Raw genomic sequence first — 26,244 nt, forward strand, 5'->3', positions numbered from 1 at the left:
CAGCACGTATACCAATACGTTAAGACTGTTAAAAGCACTCTCCCCGGAATCCCCTTCGCCAAACGATGAGGATTTTATAATGGAAAATAAATTTGGCGCACATCGCCTTACCGCCACAGTTGGCGGCAAAGAAATTACATTCGAAACCGGTCGCCTTGCTAATCAGGCAGACGGTTCTATCTGGATTCAGTGCGGCGGCACAGTAGTTCTCGTAACTGCGTGTACACAGCCTACTGACCGCGACCTTGGCTTCTTCCCGTTGACTGTTGAGTACACTGAAAAAATGTACGCAGCAGGTCGTATTCCGGGTTCTTTCTTCCGTCGTGAAATGGGTCGCCCTTCCGAACGTGAGACTCTTTGCGCTCGCGTAATCGACCGTCCTATCCGTCCTATGTTCCCTAAAGGGTTCCGCGACGAAGTACAGATTCTTGCAAACGTTATTTCTTCTGACCAGCTCAACGAATCTGACGTTCTTGCACTTACTGGTGCTTCTGCTGCCCTCACTATTTCTTCTGTTCCATTCGACGGCCCTATTGCAGGTGCTCGCGTTTGTCGCGTTAACGGCGAGTTCGTTTTGAACCCGACTGTTAAAGAACAGGAAGGCGCAGATCTCAACCTCGTATTCGCAGCATCCCGCGACGCTGTTGTAATGGTAGAAGGTGAAGCTGATTTCGTTCCTGAAGCTGTTATTGCAGATGCACTCACATGGGGTCACAAAGAAATCGAACCTCTCTTCGACGTTCAGGACGAACTCCGCAAGCTTTGCGGCAAAGAGAAAATTGAATTTGTACCTCCAGTTCCTAACGAAGAGTTGAAAGCTCGCGTTGAAGAAATTGCAACTGAAGACCTCAAAGTAGCACTTCAGGTTGCAGACAAAATGGAACGTAAGAATGCTCGCAAGGCTGTAAAAGTTAAGGTTATGGAAATTCTTTCTGCTGAAGAGCAGTATGTTGAAGATCCATCCCCGCTTGCAGAAGTTGGCGAAATTCTCGGCGCGCTCGAAAAAACTATCGTACGCACACGCATTCATAAAGAAGGTCTGCGTATCGATGGTCGTGACGTAAAAACAGTACGTCCTATCATTGTTGAAACCGGCGTGCTTCCACGTGCTCACGGTTCCTCTATTTTTGCCCGTGGCGAAACCAAGTCCATGGTTGTAACAACCCTTGGTTCAACCACAGATGAGCAGCGTATGGACTCCCTTATGGGTGACGTTACCAAACGCTTTATGCTCCACTACAACTTTGCACCATACTGCGTTGGTGAAGTTAAAATGGTTCGTGTATCCCGCCGCGAAATCGGTCACGGTGCACTTGCAGAAAAAGCTCTGCGCCCTATTTTGCCATCAGGTGATGACTTCCCGTTCACTGTTCGCGTAGTTTCTGAAACTATGGAATCCAACGGTTCTTCTTCCATGGCAGCTGTAACTGGCGGTTGTATGTCCCTTATGGACGCAGGCGTTCCTGTTAAAGCACCTGTTGCAGGCATCGCAATGGGTCTCATTAAAGAAGGCGACGACTACATCGTTCTTACCGATATTCTCGGTGATGAAGATGCTCTCGGCGATATGGACTTCAAAATTGCCGGTACTGCTGAAGGCATCACCGCAGTTCAGATGGACATCAAAATCTCCGGTATTCCTTCTGACGTAATGGTTCGCGCTCTCGATCAGGCTCGTGACGCTCGTCTGCACATTCTTGATGAAATGGCAAAAGAGCTTCCTGCTTCCCGTGAAGAGCTTTCCAAATACGCTCCGCAGATTGCTACCCTCGAAGTTAATCCGGATATCATCCGTGTTATCATCGGTCCTGGTGGCAAAAACATCAAAGCTATTACCGCAGCAACCGATGCTTCCATCGACATTGAAGACAGCGGTAAAGTAACCATCTTTGCACCAACTCTTGAGTCTCTTGAGCAGGCTCGTGAAATGGTTCAGTACTACGACCAGCGTGCTGAGCTTGGCAAAGACTACATGGGTAAAGTTAAAAAGATTCTCGAAATCGGTGCGATTGTAGAGATTCTTCCTAACGTTGAAGCTCTTGTACACATTTCTCAGCTCGATATAGCTCGTGTTGAAAAAGTAGAAGACCTCGTTTCCCTTGGCGAAGACATGAAAGTTAAGGTTATCGAAATCAACGATGGTCGTGTTCGTGCTTCCCGTAAAGCAGTACTTCTCGAAGCTCAGGGTACTCCTTGGACTCCAGAATCAACTGCACGCCCTCAGCGTCGCCCAGGTGGTCGCAATGACCGTCGTGGTGGTGGTCGTGATGACCGCCGTGATGGACGTCGCGATGATCGTCGTGGCGGACGCCGCTAATACCGATACTGTTCAAAGAGCGAAAGCATTGCTTTCGCTCTTTTTTTATAACTTTAGTATAGTTACAGCTTCATTTGAGTTTCTCAGCAGCACTGTAAAATTCAGTTGTATTTATTAGATAATTTGCAGGAGAAACGCCCTCCTCACCCCATTGTTCCTTGTACTTTAGAGCATTCGTCATGCATCGTAACATCCCTACATGAAACGATAAAAACGCGCTGATAACGCAAATCCGATTGACATTCACCATATCTAATAGCTACTGTGCCCCCATATAGCTCAAAGCGGAGAGCTAACCCCAGCGATCAGATTCAAAACGCCGTTACCGGGGGGGCAACGGTAAGAGAGAAAACTATGTATACAGTGGATCACCTTCAGGCGCAGCATACCGAGACAATGCAGCGCCTCTCCAAGGATCAGGAACGAAGTGCCAAAAAACTGAAATTTCAACTCGACGAACTGAACGAAGCCTTTGGCGAGTTAAACGCGGCAGTTTTGACCAGCCTTTCGAACGCTGCTCCGGCACACATTAAACCACCTCGAGTGGGTGGTTTCTTCTCACAACTGAAAGGACTTTTTCTCTAAATTTTCAGAAGCCGCTACCAAGCGGCTTTCTTTATGCACAAAAAACAGCACCCTGCTCACAACAGGATGCTGTTTTTTGTTATCTAATTGCTGTATACAAGCCCGCTGCTAACGCGCTCTAAAGTCATCTCTATCGAGAATGTACAGATCTTTTGCTAATGGCATTGGTGGCTTACCACTCACAGTGTCTGGACGTAAAAACATCACACGCGTAATAACTCTGCGACCTATTAGACGGTCATATACATCCACTTTATATCCGGAAGCCAACGGATTTCCGGTACCTTTGATATATTCAAAATAACGCTGATATTCTAAGCTCGTATTTGAAGGATCAAGCTGATACACATTTTTTCGCCAACCCGTTCCCCATTTAGCTGAGGTTGAGCCTATAAGCGGGCGAACAAAGTAGCGGTTTCCAGATACCTGCATAGTCTGCGACAAAATATAGGCATCGCCTTTTGCAAACACTGTTGTGCTGAATGTTTGGTATGGAAATGCGCCACTTTCCCATGTTCGCGGCTCAACATTCACACTCATGCCACCAACACGTTCATATCCTTCTGGAAGCTTGAATTCCGAAACACCATACACTTTATACATGCGTGTTTCTGGATTAAGCCGTGGTCCACAGCCTGCAAGCATGCATACTGCTACTACCAGCAATACTAATTTTCCAGTCGTATTCATTTTCACCTCTTCTCGCTGTCACAAAACTACTTGGTGTTACAACATACACGATGCGTTACGGTACAATGGCAGTATTTCCTGCCTGTGCCCCAATCGTACTGTATGCAGTTATCGGATACAATTCCTGAAATTGCGGAATAAGCACACTCCCGCCAGTCGACGGGACAAACTCAAGAACACGCACAATGACTCGTCCCGAAAAACGCTTAGCGTACACTTTGACTGCGAATGCTTCCGGCAATGTTTCATCATTTTTCTTCATAAAAGCGATATACTGGGCATATTCACTGTTCACTGTACCCGTAGGCACAGTAAACGTTGTCACCTGCCATTTATGTCCCCAACGCTCTACGGTTTCATTACTAAGAGGCTTGAAGTAAAATTTATCTGTATCAAGACGTGTCCACTGAGTTAAAAAATATGTTCCGTCACTTTCGTAAAAGGTAGTGGAGAGGTACTGCGGAAGTGATAAATCTGGAATAGTCACCGCAGGAGTCCATGTAACATCTACTGTACCTAAAGAAGAGTAGCCTGACGGTAAATCTATTGCGATATGCCCATAGACCACTTTTTTCAAATCAATTGCTTCTTCACCAAATACCGCGTCCTCACCGAATGCAGAAGGCAGCACCGTAGACATTACATTACCGGAGCAACCTGTCATCGCTATGCAGCAAAGCAGTGCTACAATCAGCCCGATCAATTTTTTTTGGCTCTGCACAATGTTCCCCCTTAAAAAAAAGAATGCCCCCGAAGTATACTCCGGGGGCATTTTTTACTTATATTATTACATTAGCTAGGATCGCCTCCAAATCCATTACCGTACTCGTTGTACTGGTATAAATCATTAAACGAAGGCATCGCAGCGAATCCACCTGTTGAAGTAGGCGTAAGCTTGATTACGCGAGCTATAACATTAGGAGTCACTCTTTGGTCATACATAGCTACAGTGTACATAGGAGCAAGCTGTCCGCCGTTTTCACGAATAGATGCGAAGTACTGTGCGTATTCCTGATCTGTTGTTGCAGAAGAAAGGCTGTAGTCGCCTTTTCTCCAACCGGTGCCCCACATTTCTGCTGTGGAACCAACAAGAGCACTCACTCTATAGTATGGAGTTTTGAACACCATTTTTTGTACAATTACGTAGCTGCAATCCTTGCCGTAAATTTCGGAATTCCATCTTTGGTATGGGTACAACCCTTCAACCGGAATATTGATGGTGTCCGGCAGGACAGATACAGATGTTGAATCAATCATTGAATACCCGACAGGCACTACAGTTTTTGCACATCCATACACTCGCATAGGCTCGCCAGCCTTTGTTTGAGCGCAGCCTGCAAGCACCATAAGTGCAAGAACAATAAACAAGCAACGTGTTAGCTTCATAGCATTCCTCACTAGAGTTATGTGAAAATACTGTTGAACAAGAATAATCCATATAATTCTTTACCAAGGGACTCTGCTCTATTCAGTTTTTCAACAATAGCGAATAGCGAATCTATTGCCATAATATTTTGAAATAACATCATTCTTTATAACAATTTATTGCACTTTCGGCTTGTTTATTTTTGACGTCGTCAACAGAGATAAGTTTCTTCCTACCAATATGTATTATTGTTATTATATTTACTGTTGTTACATTATATTATGACGTTATATACCATAATCAACGACAGCCCTCCCACTCCTTTTGGTTTTATTTCCATACTAAGCCTCAATTTACAGTTCAAAATAAATACAAATAACGATGTACTGCATAAGTTACATTCATTACGTACCAAAACATCATATAGCTATTGTATTTTTCAAATGCTATACGCAGTTATTAAACTGAATTTGATTTAGTACACCACAAAAAAACGCGGTATATTCATTACACCAGCGTAATGAATATACCGCGTTTTAACCGCACTACTCAAACAATATGTTTGAAATATATGTCTAGGTCATCAGCAATTTGCAGCAAAGCAGATGCAATAACATACAGCCGCTACCCTTGCCTGTCCAAGCAGTTGGAAATCGAAGCACCCGGAAAAACAACTGATTTCTGGTATCCACGATAAACTGATGACTTCTTTTTGCTTGCTAAAAGTTGAGACTTTAATGAGGCGTGCAATTTTTTAAGCTCATCTGTCAGCAGCAGTTGAACATGCTGCATTTTCAGTAGCTTTTGACGCAACTCATTTTCTATATCGCCTGTTCGGATTGCCCACGCCTCAGATATAAGTCGTTCGCGCTCCACAGCGGCCTCATCAGCAACATCCATGTCACCATTTTTCAAGGCTTCCAGTTCTTGCTCTCCAATCCGGAGGGCTTCATCAAGCAATGTAAGGCTGTTTGCCATACTTTTATTCCTCGCAAACATTCTCCAGCTTCTCACGCATAGCAGTCACAAGACCTTTCCAGTGAGAAACAGCTGTCGCAAATTCGCCGTCAAGAATTCCGGCAAGAGTCTGCCAATCTTCATTTGAAGTAGCTTCACCCATAGTTTCAAACTGGGCAGAAACTTCTTCTACTGTTTTTTCAAACAGCTCTTCGTCACCTTCAATGTATTCACTGCGGAGTACTGCAAGCATACCCATAAAGTCGTGCAATACATTCAGCAATTCAGTGAACAAAGTTAATGCGTCAGCTTCCTGCCCATTGCGGAACATGCCAGCAATGTGGTGAGAGCTGTTTTCCATAAGAGCTACTACTTTATCCAGTTCAGTAACGATGCCGATTGCAAACTCGTTCGCAGGAACGCTTTTGATTTCAACACGCTTAATTGAGCTGGTGTCTACCTCAACAGCCTGATTAGGATATTCTTCCTGAAACTGTGTCTCATCTACGAGAACATCAGTAACAATTCTATCCTCAAGTTTATCTTCCATAACCTTAACGAGCAATTCCTCAAGATTTGCGAAAGTGTTTACATTGTATTCTGCTGCATTACCGTCAATAACAATCATTATTGAGCCTCCTGATGCCTGATAAGGCGAAATTTTCCTTTGCCGCTAATACTACAAGTTCCATGCCACGTAATATTCCAGCATTACTCAAAAAAGCTTTTTGCCCATATTTCTGCCAGCATCAACTTGTATAAACCAGCAAACAACACTCTGATTTTAATAACGATGTTATAGGAAATAGATTTTTTTATTTTTTTATTCGACCTTCATTGCAAAACAAACTTTTTCACTTAGGCAGCGTGCAGTTTGTTCCCATCACGTCAAGTTACTGACTTCATGCCGCTGGCTGGTATAGACAAAAAACTGTACAAATTGCCAAATCAATCCACATACTATACCGACTATCTATGTAGAGTCGTTCATACTTTTATCACAAGGAATTGCTTGATTTCACCAGACAAGATGCTTAAAGCCATCTCGCAAGCAATTTTCATCGCATTCTCTAAGCAGTGTAGCAGCTCCGGTACTGATAGTACGGACAGGGAGCACAACACCCTGCTGTTCAGTTCCGCCTCAGAACATAGCTTACGGTATGCATAATCCGCCCAACGTAAACAAAGGTTCAAAAAAATGGCGTTATTCACCAAAGAAGAAGCACTGGAGTACCACAAGTCTCCTCGCTGCGGTAAAGTTGAAGTTGTTCCAGTCAAACCTTGCGGTTCACAGAAAGATCTTTCTCTGGCGTACTCACCGGGCGTTGCAGAAGCATGCAAAGAAATCCACGCTACACCGGAAACCGCTGCTCTGTACACTAACCGCTCGAACCTTGTCGGCGTAATTACAGACGGCACAGCAGTGCTCGGTCTTGGTAACATCGGTCCTTTAGCAGCAAAGCCTGTTATGGAAGGTAAGGGTGTTCTGTTCAAAACATTTGCGGATATCGACGTATTCGACATCAATCTGGACACCAAAGATTCCGAGCAATTCATTGCAACTGTCAAAGCTATGGAACCAACCTTTGGCGGCATCAACCTTGAAGACATTAAAGCACCAGAGTGTTTCTACATTGAAGAAACACTGAAGCGTGAGATGGATATTCCGGTTTTCCATGACGATCAGCACGGTACTGCTGTAATTTCCGGCGCAGCCATCATCAACGCTTGCGAAATTACCAACCGCAACATCGAAAAGCTGAAGGTTGTCGTTGTCGGCGCTGGTGCTGCTGGCATCGCGTGTTCAAAATTTTATGTAGAGCTTGGTGTGAAACGCGAGAACATCTTTATGTTCGACTCCCGCGGACTTATCTACACCGGACGCGACGGGCTTAACGAATACAAAGCCGAATTTGCACAGGATAAAAACTACGGAACACTTGAAGAAGTGCTTAAAGGCGCAGACTGCTTCCTTGGTCTTTCCGTCAAAAACTTGCTCTCCAAAGATATGGTTGCCTCTATGGCTGACCAGCCTATCATCTTTGCAATGGCAAACCCTGACCCAGAAATCCCGTACCCGGATGCGAAAGAAGCATCACCGGAATGCATTATGGGCACAGGTCGTTCAGACTTCCCGAACCAGATCAACAACGTATCCGGCTTCCCATACATCTTCCGCGGCGCACTGGATACTTGTGCAACAGAAATCAACGAAGCAATGAAAATTGCTGCTGCTACCGCTCTTGCCAAGCTTGCAAAAGAACCAGTGCCGCAATCCATCTGCGATGCATACGGCGTAGAGTCTCTGACATACGGCACTGATTACGTTATCCCAAAACCGCTCGACCCACGCATTCTTGAATGGGTTGTACCGGAAGTAGCAAAAGCTGCTATGGACACCGGCGTTGCACGCCATAGCATTGAAGATTTTGATGCATACAAAAAAGAGCTTACAGCACGACTGGACGCTTCCCACAAGCGCGTCGATGCGTTTGTAAAAAGCTATTAGTCAACGTAAGATTTAGTATAGCATCTGGACTCTGAACCATTCCAGACTTATACTGCCGGATGAACAACTAAAGCGGCGCGTCTTGTAGTCATTTCGCGCCGCTATTCTGCTTTGAATTAATCAACAAACCGGTCATTCCGGACAATTTGCTGTGGAGATAACCATGAATCTTCGATTCCAACAGGCACCAGCCGAAGAGTGGCAAGCAAACACTGTTCTCCTTTTCAATTTCAAAGGTGAAGAAGTAACCGAAAGCATTCCTAACCTCAGAGATTCTATTCCGTGGATTACCATCACCCCTGCTATTCAGGACGCAAAAGGCGAAAAGAATCAGGTTACCGTTGCATACGGTCATCCTTCTGTTCCAATGCCGCGTGCTGTTATTGTTGGTCTTGGTGATCGTAAAAGCTTTACACTTGAAGTTCTGCGCGACGCTGTAAAAACAGCAGCTCTCAAATGCAGAGAGCTTAAAGCAGATACCTGCGCTATCCCAGTTGAAGCTCTGGATACCATCGAAGAAGAAAACACCGTGCTCGTAGAGGAAGCAGTTGCTTCTGCTCTTATTGCACTCCACACCTATGATGCATTAAAGACCACCCAGAAAGAACCGGCACACACACCGCGCTGGATGGCTCTGCTCTCCACAGAAGACTTTTTCCCTGACGACATCCATGCAGCAGCACGCCGTGGTGAAGCAGCAGCACTGGGTGTTAACTACACTCGCGACCTTGTGAATGCGCCAGCAAACATCATCACACCTTCTGCACTTGCAGAAAAAGCAGAAGAGCTTGGCAAAAAGTACAATTTCAAACGCACTATCCTTGGACGCGAAGAAATCATCGAAGCAGGCATGGGGGCATTTATGTCCGTTGCCGCAGGCTCTGATGCTGACCCTAAATTTATTGTAATGGAGCATGCACCGAAAGGTACTGAAAACGACGATCCTATCGTGTTTGTCGGCAAAGGCGTTACCTTTGACACTGGCGGAATCTCCTTAAAGCCATCCCTCAATATGCATGAAATGAAATGCGATATGGGCGGCGCAGGTGCAGTGTTCGGTCTGTTTGAAGCATTGGGCAACTCCGACATCGAACGCCGCGTTATCGGTATCACACCATGCACAGACAACATGCCGAGTTCAACAGCAACACACCCCGGTGATGTTGTAACGTCTCTCAATGGCAAAACCATTGAAGTTATCAATACTGACGCAGAAGGTCGTCTCATTCTTGTTGATGCCCTGACTTACGCACAAAAAGAATACAAGCCTTCAGCAATCATCGACCTTGCAACTCTTACAGGTGCATGTGTTGTTGCACTTGGCGCGCATGCAGCAGCAGTATTCGCTACAGACGATGATTTGACTAAAAATATTGCAGAGACAGGAAGCCGTGTCGGTGACAGATACTGGCCTATGCCATTATGGGATTTCTACTTTGAAGCCATGAAGTCTGATGTTGCCGATATGAAAAACGTAGGAACCCGCGAAGGCGGTACAATCCACGCTGCACTCTTCCTCAAACAATTCATTGAAGAAGATGTCCGCTGGGCACACCTTGATATCGCAGGCCCTGCATACAACTCCAAAGGCGGCGCTACCGGCTTTGGTGTACGTACGCTGCTTGAGCTTGTACGCAGCGGCGTATAGGTCATTTCAGGCTTATTCCTTATAGCTGAACACAACGGGCTGCTTTTCGTATGAAATGCAGCCCGTTTTTATTTTTACTACGTTTTTTCATGCAACTATACTGCCGCCCTGAAAACCTGTGTGGTATCGTACCAAGAATAATCACACAGCAATGGGAGCAACTATGAAGTTTGGAATAGATCATCTGACACTCAACGTAGACAGCCCTGACGTATGCGTACAATTTTACAGCAAGGTTTTAGGATTACCTCCTGAAAATTATGAAGAATGGAAAGAAGGCAAAGCCAAATTCCCTTCCGTAAGGCTGAACGCCAATAACATGATACACTTCTTTCCTCCTGAAATGTGGGAAGAGCTTGGCGACCTTATCTGTACGCCGGGTAAAGCAAATCACGTTTGCATTGCATATGAACGAAAAGAATGGAAAAAATTACTCGAGCGTTTGAATGCACACAAGATAACGCCAAGAGGTCCTTTCAACCTCATGGGCGCGCGCGGAAAAGGTACATCTATCTTTGTTGATGACCCAGAAGGATTCACAATAGAATTGAAGGTTTATGACGAAGAATAAACATTCTTATTTCATACTGCTCATTATGCATTTTTTATATTGACATGACTGCCCCATGCCCTCTAAAAATTCGCACACGTTTATTCTAAAATAGACGTATCCGTGCCCCTTGTCTTTAGGAATAAGGGACTCGGCTGCAAGGGTTACGGCAGGTAATTTTTTTCACTGCCGGTTGGGCACACCATTAATGGAGTATGTATGAGGTACGACAGTTGGCAAAGAAAAACGCCCTCCAGCAGTGGAGTATTGATGACTCTGCTGAACTGTATGGCATCCGCAATTGGGGTGCCGGTTACTTTGACATTACTGACCGTGGCGACGTTGCCATCCACCCGTTTGGACGTGGCAGCAACGTAGCTGTCAGTATCCCCGAGGTCATTAGAGAGCTTAAAGAACGCGGTCTTGAGCTGCCGGTTCTTTTACGTATTGAGAACATTCTCGATTCTCAGATTTCTTCTCTGCACAATTCTTTTAGAGACGCCATTTCCACGCTGGACTATCAGGGTGAATACCGAGGCGTTTTCCCTATTAAAGTCAACCAGCAACAGCAGGTTCTTGAAGAGATAGCCAACTTTGGCTCATCCTTCCATCACGGTTTTGAGGTAGGCAGTAAGGCTGAACTTATCGCCGCAATATCTCAAATGCGTGACCACAAAGCATGTCTTGTCTGCAACGGATACAAGGATGAGGAATTCATCGACCTTGGACTTCATGCCATGCGCATGGGCTTCAACTGTATCTTTGTTATGGAGATGGGCTGGGAACTGGCTACACTGCTGGAGCGTGCCGAACTGCTCGGTGTTGAGCCGCAGATCGGGGTACGTGTAAAGCTTTCTGCAAAAGGCGGCGGTCATTGGACTGCATCCGGTGGCGAACGTTCTTCGTTCGGGCTTTCCATGTCTCAGATTACAGACATCATCGACACCCTGAAAGAGCAGAACAAGCTGCATTGTCTTAAGCTGCTGCATTACCATTTAGGGTCACAGATTCCTAACATCCGTAATATTCGTTCAGCAGTTCAGGAAGCTTCCCGCGTATACGCAGAGCTTGTGCAGGAAGGCGCACCAATGGGCTACATTGACCTTGGTGGCGGACTCGCCGTTGACTATGACGGTTCACACACAAACTATGTCTCCAGCCGAAACTACAGCGTCAATGAATATGCTATGGATGTTGTAGAAGCGGTTATGACTACGCTCGACAAACAGAATATTCCGCATCCGCACATCATAACCGAATCCGGTCGTGCTGTTGTGGCGTACTATTCTGTTCTGCTTTTCAATATCCTTGATGTAAGCAAAATCGAAGACGGCTGTGTTCCGGGTGAATTACCGGAGAACACACCGGAAGCTATTGTCAGCATGTACGAGGCATATAACTCGCTCACGCTACGCAACCTTCAGGAAGCGTATAACGACGCGCTGTTCTACCGTGATGAAGTTCGCCGCATGTTCCTTGACGGAAGAGTCAACCTTCGCCAGCGTACTCTGGCGGACAACATCTTCTGGGCAATTACCAAAGCCGTTGCCAAGCTGAAAAACAAATTAAAAATAGTCCCCAAAGAGCTGGAAGAAATTGATACAGCTCTTGCTGATATATATTACGCAAACTTCAGTGTATTCCAGTCCCTTCCGGACGCATGGGCGATTGACCAGCTTTTCCCTGTGATGCCGTTGCATCGCCTGAAAGAAGAGCCAACACGCCACGCTATCATTTCGGATATCACATGCGATTCTGACGGAAAACTGGACACCTTTATCGATCCTAAAGGCGAAAAACCTCTGCTTGATCTGCACCCAATGAAAAACGGTGACGAATACTACCTCGGCGCGTTTCTCGTCGGTGCATATCAGGAAACCCTTGGCGATCTGCACAACCTTTTCGGTGACACCAATGTTGTCAGCATACGCATGTATGAAGACGGCAGTTACGAGTTTGTCAGGGAAATCGAAGGTGATACTGTTGGTGAACTGCTTGAATACGTAGAATACGATCAACGCAGAATTATGGAAGACCTGCGCTCCATGGCTGAACAGGCTGTTCGGGAAGGACGCATCACTGCCACAGAACGGTATAGTCTTCTACAAGCATTCTACGCCGGTTTACGCGGCTACACATATTTTGAAAAATAATTTTTGCGGTCAAATCTGTTTCAAAACTCATTGCGTTCAGAATCAGATTTCACAGCCGCTCATGCAAGGAGTACAACTATGTCCAAAGTGTTGATTATCGGCGCTGGCGGCGTCGGTGGCGTATGTGTACACAAGTGTGCACAGGTTCCTGAAGTATTTTCTGAAATCGTCCTCGCTTCCAGAACAATTTCCAAATGCGATGCCATTGCAGCTTCCGTTAAGGAACGTACTGGTCGTGACATTATTACTGACAGCGTTGACGCTGATAACGTGCCTGAACTTGTAGAGCTTATTAACAAGCACAAGCCGGTTCTGGTTATCAACCTTGCGTTGCCGTATCAGGATCTCACCATCATGGACGCATGTCTTGAAACAGGCGTGCACTACCTTGATACTGCTAACTACGAGCCTATCGACGAAGCTAAGTTCGAATACAAATGGCAGTGGGAATATCAGGAGCGTTTCAAAGAGAAAGGTCTTATGGCACTTCTCGGCTCCGGCTTCGATCCAGGTGTAACCAACGTATTTTGTGCGCATGCAATGAAACATCAGTTTGATGAAATCCATCAGCTGGACATCATCGACTGCAACGCAGGCGATCACGGACATCCATTTGCAACCAACTTCAATCCGGAAATTAACATCCGCGAAGTAACAGCAAATGGTCGCTACTGGGAACACGGTGAATGGATTGAAACTGATCCTCTCAGCTTCTCCATGAATTATGACTTCCCTGAAGGCATCGGTCCTAAAAAGTGTTTCCTCATGTACCACGAGGAACTGGAATCTCTGGTAAAACACCTGAAAGGACTCAAGCGTGCACGCTTCTGGATGACATTCTCCGAGCAGTACCTGAACCATCTGAAAGTGCTTGAAAACGTCGGCATGACCCGTATCGATACCGTAAAATACAACGGTCAGGACATTGTGCCTCTCAAGTTCCTGAAAGAAGTTCTTCCAGAACCTGCTGGTCTTGGCAAACGCACAAAAGGGCGTACCTGCATCGGTTGTCGCATTAAAGGCATCAAAGACGGTGAGCCTAAAGATTACTACATCTACAACATCTGCGACCATGAAGAAGCATTCAAAGAAGTAGCTTCTCAGGCTGTTTCCTACACCACAGGTGTGCCAGCCATGATCGGCGCAATGCTCATGCTCACAGGCAAGTGGACAGGCGAAGGTGTCTTCAACATGGAAGAGCTTGACCCAGACCCATTCATGGAAAAACTGAACATTCACGGTCTCCCATGGACAGAAATTACCTTCAAAAATTAAGACCGGAGCGTTTGCCTTCTCCATGCTTTGTTGTGGATGAGGCAAAACTTGCGGAAAACGCGGCAATACTGGACTCCGTTCAGCAACGTACAGGAGCAAAAATTCTCCTTGCGCTCAAAGGATTCGCTACGTTCAGCACCTTTCCGGTACTGAACGATATCCTGCACGGAACCTGCGCCAGTTCTCCACATGAAGCGCGACTGGGACGTGAAGAATTTGGCGGCGAAGTGCACAGCTTCGCCGCTGCATACTCCGATGACGATATGGCAAAACTTATCCAGTACTCCGATCACATCGTATTCAACTCTTTTGCCCAGCTCCGCAAATATCGCCCGCTCATTCAGACAGCAGAACGAGACATCAAAATAGGTGTGCGTGTTAATCCGCAGCACTCCGAAGGTGCAGTCCCTATTTATGACCCGTGCTCACCGGGGTCACGTCTTGGCGTGCGCCTTGAGCATTTTGACGAGAACGACCTTGAAGGCGTTTCCGGTCTGCACTTCCATACTCTTTGCGAACAGGATGCCGACGCTCTTGATCGCACATTGGAAGCTGTAGAAAAACAGTTCGGGCATATCCTGCACAACATGGAATGGCTCAACTTTGGCGGCGGGCATCACATCACCCGTGAAGATTACGACCTTGATCGCCTGTGTGCGTGTATAGAACGTGCTCAATCACGATACAATGTTCAGGTCTATCTCGAACCGGGGGAAGCTGTCGCACTGGATGCCGGAATTCTCGTAACAACGGTACTCGACATTATTCAAGCAGACATGGACATTGCCATTCTGGACGCATCTGCCGCATGCCACATGCCGGATGTGCTTGAAATGCCGTATCGCCCGTTCGTGATTGATTCCGATACAAAAGGTACAAAAGCATATTCGTATCGATTTGCAGGGAAGTCCTGCCTTGCCGGTGATGTAATCGGGGAATATTCTTTTGATGCTCCTCTGAACGTCGGGGATCGTCTCGCATTTACCGATATGGCAATCTATTCCATGGTGAAAACAAACACCTTTAACGGGCTGCAATTGCCTGCAATTGCCCGTTACAATCCCAATTCCGGTGATCTGCATATTGTACGCGAATTTGGATACGAAGACTTTAAGTGCCGACTGTCGTAGCGCAATTGCACAATCTACACAGCACATGACCATATATACAAAGGCTGTCCTGCATTCACAGGACAGCCTTTTATTTTCTAATCAATGACACAAAGCATTTCGTAAAGATTTTCTATACGAGATTGTAACGCTTAAAGAAGCTTTGCAGTTGCTCAAAGCACAAATTCTTCACGCTACAACTCACGGCAATCCCATAAGTTCTAGCCAGATATTCAGAAAACCTTTCCTTTGATTCTCGCGCCACTCGTACCCAATTTACTTTTCAATAATCGGATGGTGTGCAGAGTCGTACACGCTCATTTCTTCAGTGTGACACACACAACCACCTTCAGAGCCTAACGGCGCTGCGAACTTTTGGTACTGCATCGGTGCTATATTATTCAGCACCTCACCGTAATCATTCTCAGCTGGATACAAAGCATGAGTAGCACCATGGCATGCCTGACACATAACAGCATCCAATTCATCTTTACGATTCTTGAACAAGCCTTGCGATTCTTCTGCCCAGCTATTTACAGCTGATGCATCGAAGTCTGGAGATTCTTCAAAATCATGACATCCGCTGCAATCCGGTTCATTCACCCATGCCTGACGCGGCATAATCTCGTCTGTTGAAGAACGCGGTGTAAGATTAGCCATCAGGAAGGCTGCACGAGGCTTTCCTTTCTTCTCTTCTGCTTTAAGCAGACTGAGAGCATGTTCTTCCATAGTTCCATGGCAATTTATGCATGAAATATCACGATCAACATGCAATCCACGCATACCTTGCGTATTTGTCTCTGCTGATGCCGGATGACAGCTATTACAGGTCGCATCAGTGTTATCTGTCAGATAATTTGCATGCCATCCATGAATGGCTGCCGAGAAACCAAGAAGTTCCGGCTTTCCAGCATCACCAGTACGCGGCGATTCGTGGCACGACTGACATTTCGGCGGCATTCCTTTCTGGACTCTTTCCTGAAGCTTTGTCCTGTTGATCTTGTCATGCGTCGCAAGAATATTGTCTGCTGTTTTATTGGAAATCCCAGCCGTATTATCAACACGCCACTCACCGTCATGACAATTACGGCAACCCCATTCTGTCGAAATTGGAACTGCAACACGTGTTGTGGCTAGCAGCTTACCATCAGGTGTGCGTGCTTCGACTGTCAGCAGCGGATATGGATTGACGTTGCCGTTATTTGAATACGGAAACACAGGAAGAGAACATGCTTCAAATGCCCGATTCTCTTCATCCACTGTAAACGTGCCAATCAAATTGGTTTCACAAAGTCCGGTATCTGGTGGCAAATCTTTGCCTGTCAGCTGCTTGGCATAATTCCAAAACGATACATGCCGCGATGGCGTGGAGAACGAATTTTCAATTCTATAGGTGAGTGTCACATCCTCAGTTATGATTTCTGGAACATCTCCACGCAAAAACAACTGTGCGCGAATGGTAGAACCGGGAAGCTGCATTGTGAACTTGTCATAGTTATCAGAAATGGTGTGCATTCCCTCAGTTGCCCATGCAAGCAAAATATACTCTGCATCTTCAGATGAATATGCTGGCAACTTAACCTCTTTTTCTGTCGGTATCGTAGCTGCTGCCTTTTCCAACGGCTTGTTCATTATTGTTGCCAGATATGCCGATACCGCATTGCGTTCTGCTTCATTTCCTAAAAATGGCGGCATAAACTGACGCAGCTTGCCCTGCCCGTTCAACTGCGTTGCAAGTCCATAACGGGTAAGCCCTGCGGCAGTCTTGGTTATCGGATACATTGGACCAGTCAGCCCATGGCAAGGCGAACACTGCGCGCGATACAAAGCTTCACCAACCTCAAGCTCGTTTTCTGCTGTCACCTCTTTGGCATTAATCCACTTGGCAAATACAAGCATACCTTTTTCGCGGACTGCTTCTGTCTGTGTTACAGGAACAGAACTTGACCACATATAGCCATAGATAAGATACGGACGCCGACCAGCTTCGCGAATCCATTCAAACGTCCCGATCTGCCCTATTCCAATAACAAGAAGCAGCCCCAATAATGCAGGACGTACCGCTTGCGGTGTAACATAGGCAAACGCCAATACACCCAACAAAAGAATAGCAGAAAGAGGGAGGAATATTTTCACCAGCTGTGGAGTCTGGGCAGATTTAACAAGCACCATTGAATACTGTGCTTCCGGCAGTGCCACAATATACCACACGGCAGTCACGACCAGCAGCACGAATGGCAATGCGACAAACCGCACTGCATACCGAATCATCTGTTCCCGTGTTTTTGAATCTTGAATACGATACGCTGTGACAAGCGCGAATAGACCGGCAAGCATGAGACAGATAGCAAACCGCAATCCTAAGGAAGGCCAGAATGTCGGATTCCAGAATCCATCCCAGAAGGAGCGAGTTTCGAGCCATTCCCCCGGAGTTAACATCATGGTGATGATGCCGTTAACCACAAATAACGACAGGAACGCAAACAGCGCATAAAACCAGCCGATTATTTGATGATCGCGGCGGGACATCTTACCGAATCGGTAATGATAAATAAGCAAGGCAACTATTTCGCCAAGAAAGAACACCCACTCAGTTGCCCATCCAAACGCAAAATCATGCACTAAAATTGATGTTGCAGCGGGCGAAAGAAGTCCAATGGTAAACCATATCCCGACACCGGTCATGCCGCCTGCAACCATTGTCAGCAGCAGAAAAAACTTTGTGTGCCGCTTAACATACTTCACAATTTCCGGATTATTTTCCGCGTAGCCTTTGCGTTCTGTAAGAACAAGAAAGAATCCACCACCAACAGCAAAATGCGCGATGAAGACGTGAAAAACAGCCATACAGGCAATGATAAGCCCGCCTGATATGGACGGAAGCCACCATACTGGATATTCCATGCTATGCCTCCCCGCTGCTACGCATTGCAAGCTTAATCATATACACTATGGCGACAAGCCCCAGTGCCAGAGAAATCAAAAAGACCAGAAACGATGAATATTCTCCCTGAACGGGCAACGCTGCGATTCCCCCATACGGGTCAAGCATAGCCTTGCGATACAACGCCCGTATGCCAGCCATTGCGAGAACAGTGCATAGAAGCGCACCAATTGTTCCATAAAGTTTGCCCGTTGCAGCAAGAAACAGCAAAACAGCAACAAGCGACAAAGCAGCAAGAAATACGCCCGTATATACCGTTGAGCCGCCTATAAACAACGCGCGCGCATGCTCCGGTAACGAAAACAGCAGACCAAGCCCTACGGGGAGTTGCGCCAGTGAAGAAACAAAAAATATTTTCAAGCCGAGCCGCTCTTCACGCAATGCAAGTTCCGTTGATTCTTTGGTAAGCCTGTAACGAGCAATTACCGCCAAAACCAGCCCACCCACAGCAATTGAAGCAACCACAACATGCAAATAGCGAAACGGAACAGTCGGGTCGCTCAAATTATGCAGCAGTCCATATGGTGATGAAAAATACGCACTCCATGCATCAGGACGCAACATGAGTGTCATATTGTTTGTCATGATAAGCCCAACGCACAACATGGCAGCGGCACTTATAAAAATAGAAAGGGAAAAGCCTGTATGTGTGGCATACTGTCCTGCAAACCAATACAAGGCAGAATAGGCAAGGATAGCAAGAAAAACCACACTCAGCCAATATACCGCCATCAGCACAGAGCTAGTATAGAGGTATTGCCCATACAAAACCTGAATAAAAAGGAGCGGAGCCACGCCTAGGTTGACCGCAAGCGCAAACAGCGACGGTAACGCTTTGGACATCCGTTTAACGGGAATACTGTTTTTATTGAAAACGCTACGGACAGAACAAACAACAGCTCCCCCCAGAACTGTATTTATCAGAAGAATGTGTAGAGCGAAGGTTATAATGAGGAGTCCTTCCAACCAGACGGCAGCTATCGGAATAGCATCCGCCACAGGAATAAGAGCTGCTGATTGCATTAAATCTCCTTCAAAAATGCACTGCACTAACACTGTAAACTGTTTCATGCAGCTTTATTTGTTTTTTCTCTTTTTTGTTCTCTTGTTTTATTCTATCAAAGAGGGTACGTGCCGCTACAGCACTTGTCGTTGGTTTCATTGAACCCACAAAAGTGTCGTGTACAAACAGCAGTGCGGTGGACTGAAACCCGCGCAGCATTTTGCCGAAAAAACAACGCATCCCCTTGTATTTCTCGCGTGTGTTTCAAAGGGCTTCTAATAATATGTCGATGTCACATGGTATACTACTATGTATTGTCTGTATTCATATGAGATTTGAATACTCTTTTCAGTCAAAACACATGATGTAACTGAAAAAATCAATGCATATTGTATCCATACAGCATCAAAAGACTCTTGATTGCATGCTCAGGCGTTGAGATTCAACCAGAGGAAAGAATGACTAACACTGTTTTATTATTCGACATTGGGAATACCAATATTAAAATTGGTATTACACAAAAAGAAGATCTCGCCACAACATATGTCTTACCCACAGACCCGCACCAGACTTCAGATTCTATCGGGTTTCGTATTTTAGACATTCTCTCACACCTGTCTGTCTCTCCCGATGAAATCAGAGCATGCATCGGCAGCTCTGTTGTCCCTGATATGAACCCGATTATCCGCAAGGCAATTAAGCGCTATCTCAATCAGGAATTGCTGCTTGCGCCGGAAGATATCCCGATTCCATTAGAAAATCGGTACACAAGACCAGAACAGGTTGGAGCAGACCGCCTTGTTGGTGCGTATGCAGCCCGCAGGCTTTACCCTGATGCACGCTCCATCGTGTCTGTTGATTTCGGCACTGCAACAACATTTGACTGCGTGCAGGACAACGCCTACCTCGGTGGACTTATTTGTCCCGGCGTAAAATCCGCTGCTTCTGCTTTAGCAAGTAACACTGCAAAACTTCCACAAATCAGCTTGGAAGTACACAGCGACATGCCCGTATTCGGGCGCAGCACATCAACCAGCATTAACCATGGTTTTATCTTCGGGTTTGCATCAATGACGGAAGGGTTATGCAAACGCCTTTCCGGCACTCTTGAAGGTCCTATGCAAATTGTAGCAACTGGCGGTTTTGCAAAAGATATCGCCCGCGTTACAGAATGTTTCGATCACGTCCGCTCTGACCTTTTAATGGAAGGTCTGCGGTTGTTATATTTGGAAAATGGCATCCGGTAATGAGCCACTGCCATAATGTTTTTGGCTATTTGTTAGAAAAGAACGGTCAATTGACCGGACTACAAGGAGTTATAGAATGAGTACTATTGTTTCCGTATGGGCAAGAGAGATTTTGGATTCCCGCGGCAATCCAACTGTTGAAGTAGAAGTTTCCCTCGAATCCGGTCATTCCGGTCGTGCAGCCGTACCATCCGGTGCATCTACAGGCACACGTGAAGCGCTCGAACTTCGTGACGGTGACAAAAACCGTTACCTCGGTAAAGGTGTTGAAACTGCTGTTAACAACGTAATGGGCGAAATTGCAGAAGGCATCATCGGTCTCGACGCAACTCGTCAGGTTAACATCGATAACATCCTCATCGAGCTTGACGGCACAGAAAACAAAGAACGTCTCGGCGCTAACGCAATGCTCGGCGTTTCTCTCGCAGTTGCCCGTGCAGCAGCAAGCTTCCTCGGTCAGCCTCTGTACCAGTACCTTGGCGGCATCAACGCTAAAGTTCTGCCAGTACCAATGATGAACATCATCAACGGTGGCGAACACGCACCTAACAACCTCGATATTCAGGAATTCATGATTATGCCTATCGGTGCTCCTACTTTTGCAGAAGCACTTCGCATGGGCGCAGAAGTTTTCCACGCACTTAAAAAACTTCTCTCCGCAGACGGTCACGTAACTTCTGTTGGTGATGAAGGCGGCTTTGCTCCTAACCTTTCCAGCCACGCTGAAGCATTCGACTACATCATGAAAGCTATCGAAGCTGCTGGTTACGTTCCTGGCAAAGAGATCGCTCTTGCTATCGACGCTGCTGCTTCTGAATTCTACAAAGACGGCAAGTACGTTCTTTCCGGCGAAAACAAATCCCTTTCTTCTGAAGAAATGGTTGAGTGGCTCGCAGAATTCACTGAAAAATACCCACTGATCTCCATCGAAGATGGTCTTGCAGAGCAGGATTGGGACGGCTGGAAAGTTCTTACCGATCGTCTCCCAAGCACACAGATCGTTGGTGACGACATTTTCGTAACCAACCCTAACATCCTTGCTGAAGGCATCGAAGCAGGTTGCGGTAACTCCATTCTGATTAAACTTAACCAGATTGGTACTCTTACTGAAACCCTCGACACCATCGAAATGGCTAAAGGCGCTGCTTACTCTACCGTTATCTCTCACCGTTCCGGTGAAACTGAAGACAGCTTTATTGCAGACCTCGCAGTTGCTGTTAACTCCGGTCAGATTAAAACAGGTTCCCTTTCCCGTTCCGACCGTCTTGCTAAATACAACCAGCTCCTGCGCATTGAAGAAGACCTTGATGATGATAGCATCTTCTTCGGTCCTTTCATGGCAGCTCACTTCGGTCTTGGTGACTAATCACCACATCGAAGATCACAACAGTAAAGCCGGAGCGCATCGCGCTCCGGCTTTTTTTATGCGATAAAACTGTTACAAGAATTAATGCAAGTACAATACACAATAAGTTCATGCAGTACAGTCGCACTCAAGAGTAGTACAAAAACACTGCACAGCAAGTCTATTAAGCATACCTACCTTACAGTCTTCTTTACCGAATAGATACTAACCATATGTAATCAGTACAAAAATAAGAAGCACGTCACCCTTTTATGCTACACTTTTTACTATAAAAACAGTCAGCAACAATGTGCATGGCAGATCAAGCTACTATAAAAAAATCGTATTTCAAACTGTTCTACCTTCATAGTGTTAAAGGCAAAATACATACAACTATACATACTTACACATGCATGAGCGCAACATAAAATCATTTTTCTTATATAACGTATCAACTTGTACGTATCATTTACTATTGTTTGATTCTAAATCCATCTTTCAATTGCACGATATCATGCTGAATTATAATAAAAATACATAGTATAAGAGTAAATATAATACGAAAATAAACAAGTAATAAGACACATTGCAGACGCTATCGTATATACAACATCTAGATCACACGACGATACCGGAGGAGTATATGAGGCAATTCGCTACGGTTGTTTGCATTGTTACCATTCTATCTCTCATCACCGCGTGCTCAATTTTTAGACCTGCGAATCAAAGCCAGCCTCCAATGACGACCGCTGCTGCTTTGTGGCAGTATATTACGACAGAAGATTTATACACAGAGTGGGAGCCATTCGGAGATACTGAAGGGCTGCTAAAGGGAGCACCGCCGCATGGTCCTAAAATAAAGATTTATCCAAACAGGCTGGCTAACGAGTCTGTGTACACAGCAAAAGAAAATTCCATCATCGTCATGGAAAACTACGACAAAAATGGAACAACACTCCTTACCATAAACCTCATGCAAAAACGCTCAGGCTACGCCCCTTCCGCTGGAAATTGGTTCTGGGCAACGTATGAGCCGGACGGAACGGTCATTGAGGAAGGTAGAATTAAAAGCTGTGTTGAATGTCACGTAAGCATGGCTTTTGATGATTACACATTTATTCACCAATGGTGATTACGCGAAAATTTGTAATTCTCTCCTACTTTCCGTCGAAACTGCTCAAACTCCCCCAAGTGAGCAGCCAACTCCCTAGTTTACTGTGCCATACCACGATGCAGTAAACAAAAAAGGCAGAAACGTAGCTGCATCACTACGTTTCTGCCTTTTAGCATTTATTCTACAGTAACCTGCTATTCAGCAGATTCTTTCTTAATTTCACGCAAACGCAGGCTTAAATCACGCAGCTGATTGTTAGAAACAGCAGATGGAGCATTGGTAAGCATGCAAGTTGCTTTCTGAGTTTTAGGGAAAGCAATAACGTCACGGATGGAAGCAGAACCGGTCAGGATCATAACAAGACGATCAAGACCAAATGCAATACCGCCGTGAGGAGGTGCACCGTACTCGAATGCTTCCATGAGGAAGCCAAACTGTTCTTCTGCTTCTTCTTTAGAGAAACCAAGTGCGGAGAACATTTCTTCCTGACGCTCACGGTTGTGCATACGGATAGAACCACCACCCACTTCGCTACCGTTCAGTACGAGGTCGTACGCACGAGCTTTTGCGTTAGCAGGATCAGTTACCATCACATTCTCTTCGCCGTCCTGAGCGGAGGTAAACGGATGGTGACAAGCTACGTAGCGTTTTTCGTCTGCATCGTACTCAAAGAGAGGGAAATCAGTTACCCACAGGAAGTTGTAAGTGTTCTCTGGAATGAGATCAAAACGTTTTGCAACTTCGATACGCAAGTAACCAAGAGCGTTGTTAACCATTTCGGCAGGACCAGCCTGGAAGAATACGATGTCGCCAACTTCAAGACCAAGCTCTTCGGTAAGACCTTTACGTTCTTCATCAGAAAGGAATTTAGCAATTGGAGACTGCCATTCGCCTTCCTTAATTTTGATCCATGCAAGACCTTGTGCGCCGTAAATTTTTACAAAGTCGGTGTACTGGTCAATTTCCTTACGGGAAAGCACAGCACCACCCGGCACGCGCATTGCTTTTACAAGCTCCGCGCTTGAGAACAGACGGAAGCCAGAATCTTTTACAACGTGGCTTACGTTTTTAAGACGAAGATCAAAGCGAGTATCCGGCTTATCAAGACCGTATTCTTCAATTGCCTGATCGTATGTCATACGCGGGAATGTTGCAGGAATGTCTACATCGAGGCAATCCTTAAACACGCGACCAACAAGACCTTCTGCCATAGTCTGAACCTGTTCTTCATCAGCAAAGCTCATTTCGATATCAACCTGTGTAAATTCAGGCTGACGATCAGCACGCAGGTCTTCATCACGGAAGCAACGAACAATCTGATAGTAGCGATCCATACCAGCAGCCATCAGCAGCTGTTTAAAGATCTGCGGAGACTGTGGAAGTGCGTAAAATTCACCTTGGTTCACACGGCTTGGCACGAGGAAGTCACGTGCGCCTTCAGGAGTGGATTTGGTGAGGAATGGAGTTTCCACTTCAAGGAAATCCAACTCATCAAGGTAGCGACGGATGGACTGTGCAGCACGGTTGCGGATGATAAAGTTGTTTGCAAGCTTAGGACGACGAAGGTCTAGGTAGCGATATTCGAGACGAAGGTTCTCGGATGCTTCTACGCGGTCTTCAATCTGGAACGGAGTAGTTTTTGCTGTGTTCAACAACTTCCACTCAGTTACATAAATTTCTACTTCACCGGTCACCATGCTGGTATTTGTCATACCTTCTGGACGATGGCGAACTTCACCTTTAATCGCAACAACATATTCAGTACGCAAAATGTGAGCAAGCTTGTGTGCTTCTTTGTTCACGTCTGGGCTGAAAACTACCTGAGTAAGGCCTCTGCGGTCACGAAGGTCGATAAAAATCAGGCCACCATGATCGCGACGGAACTGCACCCAACCCATCAGGCATACTTCAGAGCCGATATTATCGGCATTCAGCTCGCAGCAATTATGGGTGCGAACCCACCCGTTAAGAGGCTCGATGTACTGCTGATGGTCCTGCTGAATATCCAGATTTTGATCGCTCATTCTCGTTTCCTTTAAAAAATACATTCAAGACAGCAGCGCTGTCCAAAGGTTAGGGGTTCTACACGAATGGTGTTATCAGATGGTAGAAAATCAGGACGGCGCATCATGCACCGTCCCGTTATATACTACTGATTATTATATATGTTCAATAAGTTCAGATTGCGAAACAGTTACCTGTTCGCCTGTTTCCATATCTTTTACTACAACAGTCTTTGCTGCAAGCTCATCTCCGCCCAGAATAAGAGCCTTGCGAGCACCTTTTTTACCAGCCTGTCGCATCTGCGCTTTCATGGACTTGGAAGCAAAACTTACATCGCCTTTTTTGCCTGCCAGACGCAACGACTGAGCAAGCATAAGACCTGCTTCAAGACCTGCCTCATCAAGAATTGCAATATAGAAGTCCGGCTGTTCTACTTCACGTTCGCCCAGCGTAAGAGCAAGACGCTCCATGCCGCACGCAAAGCCGATACCCGGTACATCTGCACCGCCAAGCTGTTTGATGAGTCCGTCATAACGACCACCACCGGCAACAGAACTCTGTGAACCGATAGCATTGGACACTACTTCGAATGTAGTACGATTGTAGTAATCAAGACCGCGCACAAGGCGATCATTTTGTGTAAATGGTACGTCTGCGGCACGCAATGTAGAAAGCACTTTATCATGGTGAGTACGACAGGTCTCACATGTGTGTTCGATAATTGTCGGAGCATTCTCAGTTAATGCTTTACATGCAGGAACCTTACAATCGAGTACTCGCAATGGATTTGTTTCCATACGGCGACGACAGTCTTCACAAAGCTCTTCTTTATTGAGATTTGCAAGGAAGGTACGCAATGCTTCATTATACTGAGGACGACAGTCGCGGCAGCCAAGAGAGTTAACTTCAAGAACCAGCTCTTTAAGTCCGATTCTAGTAAGGAACGTCATCAGCATAAGGATAACTTCTGCATCCGCATGCGGCTCTACTGGTCCCAGACATTCACAGTTAATTTGGTGGAACTGGCGCATACGTCCTTTTTGCGGACGTTCGTACCGGAACATAGGACCGAAGGTAAAGAGCTTGGAAATCTGCTCTGATGCATTCACATTGCCTTCAATGTAAGCACGCATAACACCTGCGGTTGCTTCCGGACGCATAGTAAGAGAACGACCCTTACGGTCATCAAAAGTGTACATTTCTTTCTGTACAACATCTGTTTCATCGCCGATAGAGCGTTTAAACAGCTCTGTGCGCTCAATAATAGGCGTACGCAATTCTTTATAGCCAAAGCTGCCAAAAACTTCCCGTGCAGCAGTTTCCATAAAGGTAAAGGTGTCGCTCTCCGGAGAGAACATATCGGCAAAACCTTTGATTCTTTTTACTTTACTCATGCCCGTTCCTAAAAAATTGTAATTTTTTCCATGC

The 26,244-nt window shown here is 45.9% G+C and carries 20 protein-coding genes; 11 read left to right on the forward strand and 9 right to left on the reverse strand.

Annotated elements, in window-relative coordinates:
* Positions 1-79 precede the first annotated feature (79 nt).
* On the forward strand, positions 80-2,317 hold the full coding sequence (gene pnp / locus N4A56_RS01000) for a polyribonucleotide nucleotidyltransferase (protein WP_293671805.1): 2,238 nt from the start codon (positions 80-82) through the stop codon (positions 2,315-2,317).
* Between the two features lie 354 nt (positions 2,318-2,671).
* Entirely contained in the window at positions 2,672-2,902 is a 231-nt protein-coding gene (locus tag N4A56_RS01005; protein ID WP_295544403.1) for a hypothetical protein, read from the forward strand.
* Between the two features lie 108 nt (positions 2,903-3,010).
* Here N4A56_RS01005 and N4A56_RS01010 read toward each other — a convergent pair whose 3' ends face one another.
* From N4A56_RS01010 to N4A56_RS01030, 5 genes are all read right to left on the reverse strand, one after another.
* Positions 3,011-3,592: a hypothetical protein gene (locus N4A56_RS01010; protein WP_295544405.1), complete on the reverse strand. Its 582-nt coding sequence runs from the start codon at positions 3,590-3,592 to the stop codon at positions 3,011-3,013.
* Between the two features lie 55 nt (positions 3,593-3,647).
* Positions 3,648-4,313, reverse strand: coding sequence for a hypothetical protein (locus tag N4A56_RS01015; RefSeq protein WP_295544407.1), 666 nt, complete (start codon positions 4,311-4,313; stop codon positions 3,648-3,650).
* A 71-nt stretch (positions 4,314-4,384) separates the two neighbouring features.
* On the reverse strand, positions 4,385-4,978 hold the full coding sequence (locus N4A56_RS01020) for a hypothetical protein (RefSeq protein ID WP_293671798.1): 594 nt from the start codon (positions 4,976-4,978) through the stop codon (positions 4,385-4,387).
* A gap of 604 nt (positions 4,979-5,582) precedes the next feature.
* Positions 5,583-5,936 (reverse strand): hypothetical protein, encoded by a 354-nt coding sequence (locus tag N4A56_RS01025; RefSeq protein WP_293671796.1) that lies wholly within the window; start codon positions 5,934-5,936, stop codon positions 5,583-5,585.
* Positions 5,937-5,940: 4 nt separating this feature from the next.
* Complete coding sequence (locus N4A56_RS01030; RefSeq protein WP_295544410.1) at positions 5,941-6,543, reverse strand: hypothetical protein; 603 nt, start codon at positions 6,541-6,543, stop codon at positions 5,941-5,943.
* 570 nt (positions 6,544-7,113) lie between these two features.
* On the opposite strand from N4A56_RS01030, the gene N4A56_RS01035 reads away from it, so the two are divergent.
* The 6 genes from N4A56_RS01035 (at position 7,114) to nspC (ending at position 15,180) form a co-directional block, all read left to right on the forward strand.
* Positions 7,114-8,424, forward strand: a complete 1,311-nt coding sequence (locus N4A56_RS01035) for a malic enzyme-like NAD(P)-binding protein (protein WP_295544413.1) — start codon at positions 7,114-7,116, stop codon at positions 8,422-8,424.
* A 163-nt stretch (positions 8,425-8,587) separates the two neighbouring features.
* Positions 8,588-10,072, forward strand: coding sequence for a leucyl aminopeptidase (locus tag N4A56_RS01040; RefSeq protein WP_293671794.1), 1,485 nt, complete (start codon positions 8,588-8,590; stop codon positions 10,070-10,072).
* A gap of 163 nt (positions 10,073-10,235) precedes the next feature.
* A complete protein-coding gene (locus tag N4A56_RS01045) occupies positions 10,236-10,643 on the forward strand; it encodes a VOC family protein (RefSeq protein ID WP_295544415.1) in 408 nt (135 codons plus the stop codon).
* Positions 10,644-10,837: 194 nt separating this feature from the next.
* Positions 10,838-12,775: a biosynthetic arginine decarboxylase gene (gene speA, locus N4A56_RS01050; protein ID WP_295544417.1), complete on the forward strand. Its 1,938-nt coding sequence runs from the start codon at positions 10,838-10,840 to the stop codon at positions 12,773-12,775.
* Positions 12,776-12,853: 78 nt separating this feature from the next.
* Complete coding sequence (locus tag N4A56_RS01055; RefSeq protein WP_295544419.1) at positions 12,854-14,050, forward strand: saccharopine dehydrogenase family protein; 1,197 nt, start codon at positions 12,854-12,856, stop codon at positions 14,048-14,050.
* Complete coding sequence (nspC, locus tag N4A56_RS01060; protein ID WP_295544421.1) at positions 14,023-15,180, forward strand: carboxynorspermidine decarboxylase; 1,158 nt, start codon at positions 14,023-14,025, stop codon at positions 15,178-15,180. The genes N4A56_RS01055 and nspC overlap by 28 nt, the downstream gene beginning before the upstream one ends.
* Before the next feature lie 255 nt (positions 15,181-15,435).
* Here nspC and N4A56_RS01065 read toward each other — a convergent pair whose 3' ends face one another.
* Complete coding sequence (locus tag N4A56_RS01065; RefSeq protein WP_295544423.1) at positions 15,436-18,063, reverse strand: cytochrome ubiquinol oxidase subunit I; 2,628 nt, start codon at positions 18,061-18,063, stop codon at positions 15,436-15,438.
* A gap of 1 nt (position 18,064) precedes the next feature.
* Entirely contained in the window at positions 18,065-19,126 is a 1,062-nt protein-coding gene (locus N4A56_RS01070; protein ID WP_295544425.1) for a hypothetical protein, read from the reverse strand.
* Between the two features lie 438 nt (positions 19,127-19,564).
* On the opposite strand from N4A56_RS01070, the gene N4A56_RS01075 reads away from it, so the two are divergent.
* The 3 genes from N4A56_RS01075 (at position 19,565) to N4A56_RS01085 (ending at position 22,830) form a co-directional block, all read left to right on the forward strand.
* A complete protein-coding gene (locus tag N4A56_RS01075; protein WP_293671781.1) occupies positions 19,565-20,353 on the forward strand; it encodes a type III pantothenate kinase in 789 nt (262 codons plus the stop codon).
* A 76-nt stretch (positions 20,354-20,429) separates the two neighbouring features.
* Positions 20,430-21,719, forward strand: a complete 1,290-nt coding sequence (gene eno, locus N4A56_RS01080; protein ID WP_293671780.1) for a phosphopyruvate hydratase — start codon at positions 20,430-20,432, stop codon at positions 21,717-21,719.
* 622 nt (positions 21,720-22,341) lie between these two features.
* Entirely contained in the window at positions 22,342-22,830 is a 489-nt protein-coding gene (locus N4A56_RS01085; protein WP_295544428.1) for a cytochrome P460 family protein, read from the forward strand.
* Positions 22,831-23,006: 176 nt separating this feature from the next.
* On the opposite strand, the gene aspS is transcribed toward N4A56_RS01085, so the two are convergent.
* Together aspS and hisS are read right to left on the reverse strand one after the other, a co-directional pair.
* Positions 23,007-24,836, reverse strand: coding sequence for an aspartate--tRNA ligase (gene aspS / locus N4A56_RS01090; protein ID WP_293671777.1), 1,830 nt, complete (start codon positions 24,834-24,836; stop codon positions 23,007-23,009).
* Between the two features lie 135 nt (positions 24,837-24,971).
* Positions 24,972-26,210: a histidine--tRNA ligase gene (gene hisS, locus N4A56_RS01095; RefSeq protein WP_295544430.1), complete on the reverse strand. Its 1,239-nt coding sequence runs from the start codon at positions 26,208-26,210 to the stop codon at positions 24,972-24,974.
* Positions 26,211-26,244: the final 34 nt, after the last annotated feature.

The sequence above is a fragment of the Halodesulfovibrio sp. genome, assembly GCF_025210605.1.
In the GTDB taxonomy this organism is placed as follows: Bacteria; Desulfobacterota; Desulfovibrionia; order Desulfovibrionales; family Desulfovibrionaceae; genus Halodesulfovibrio.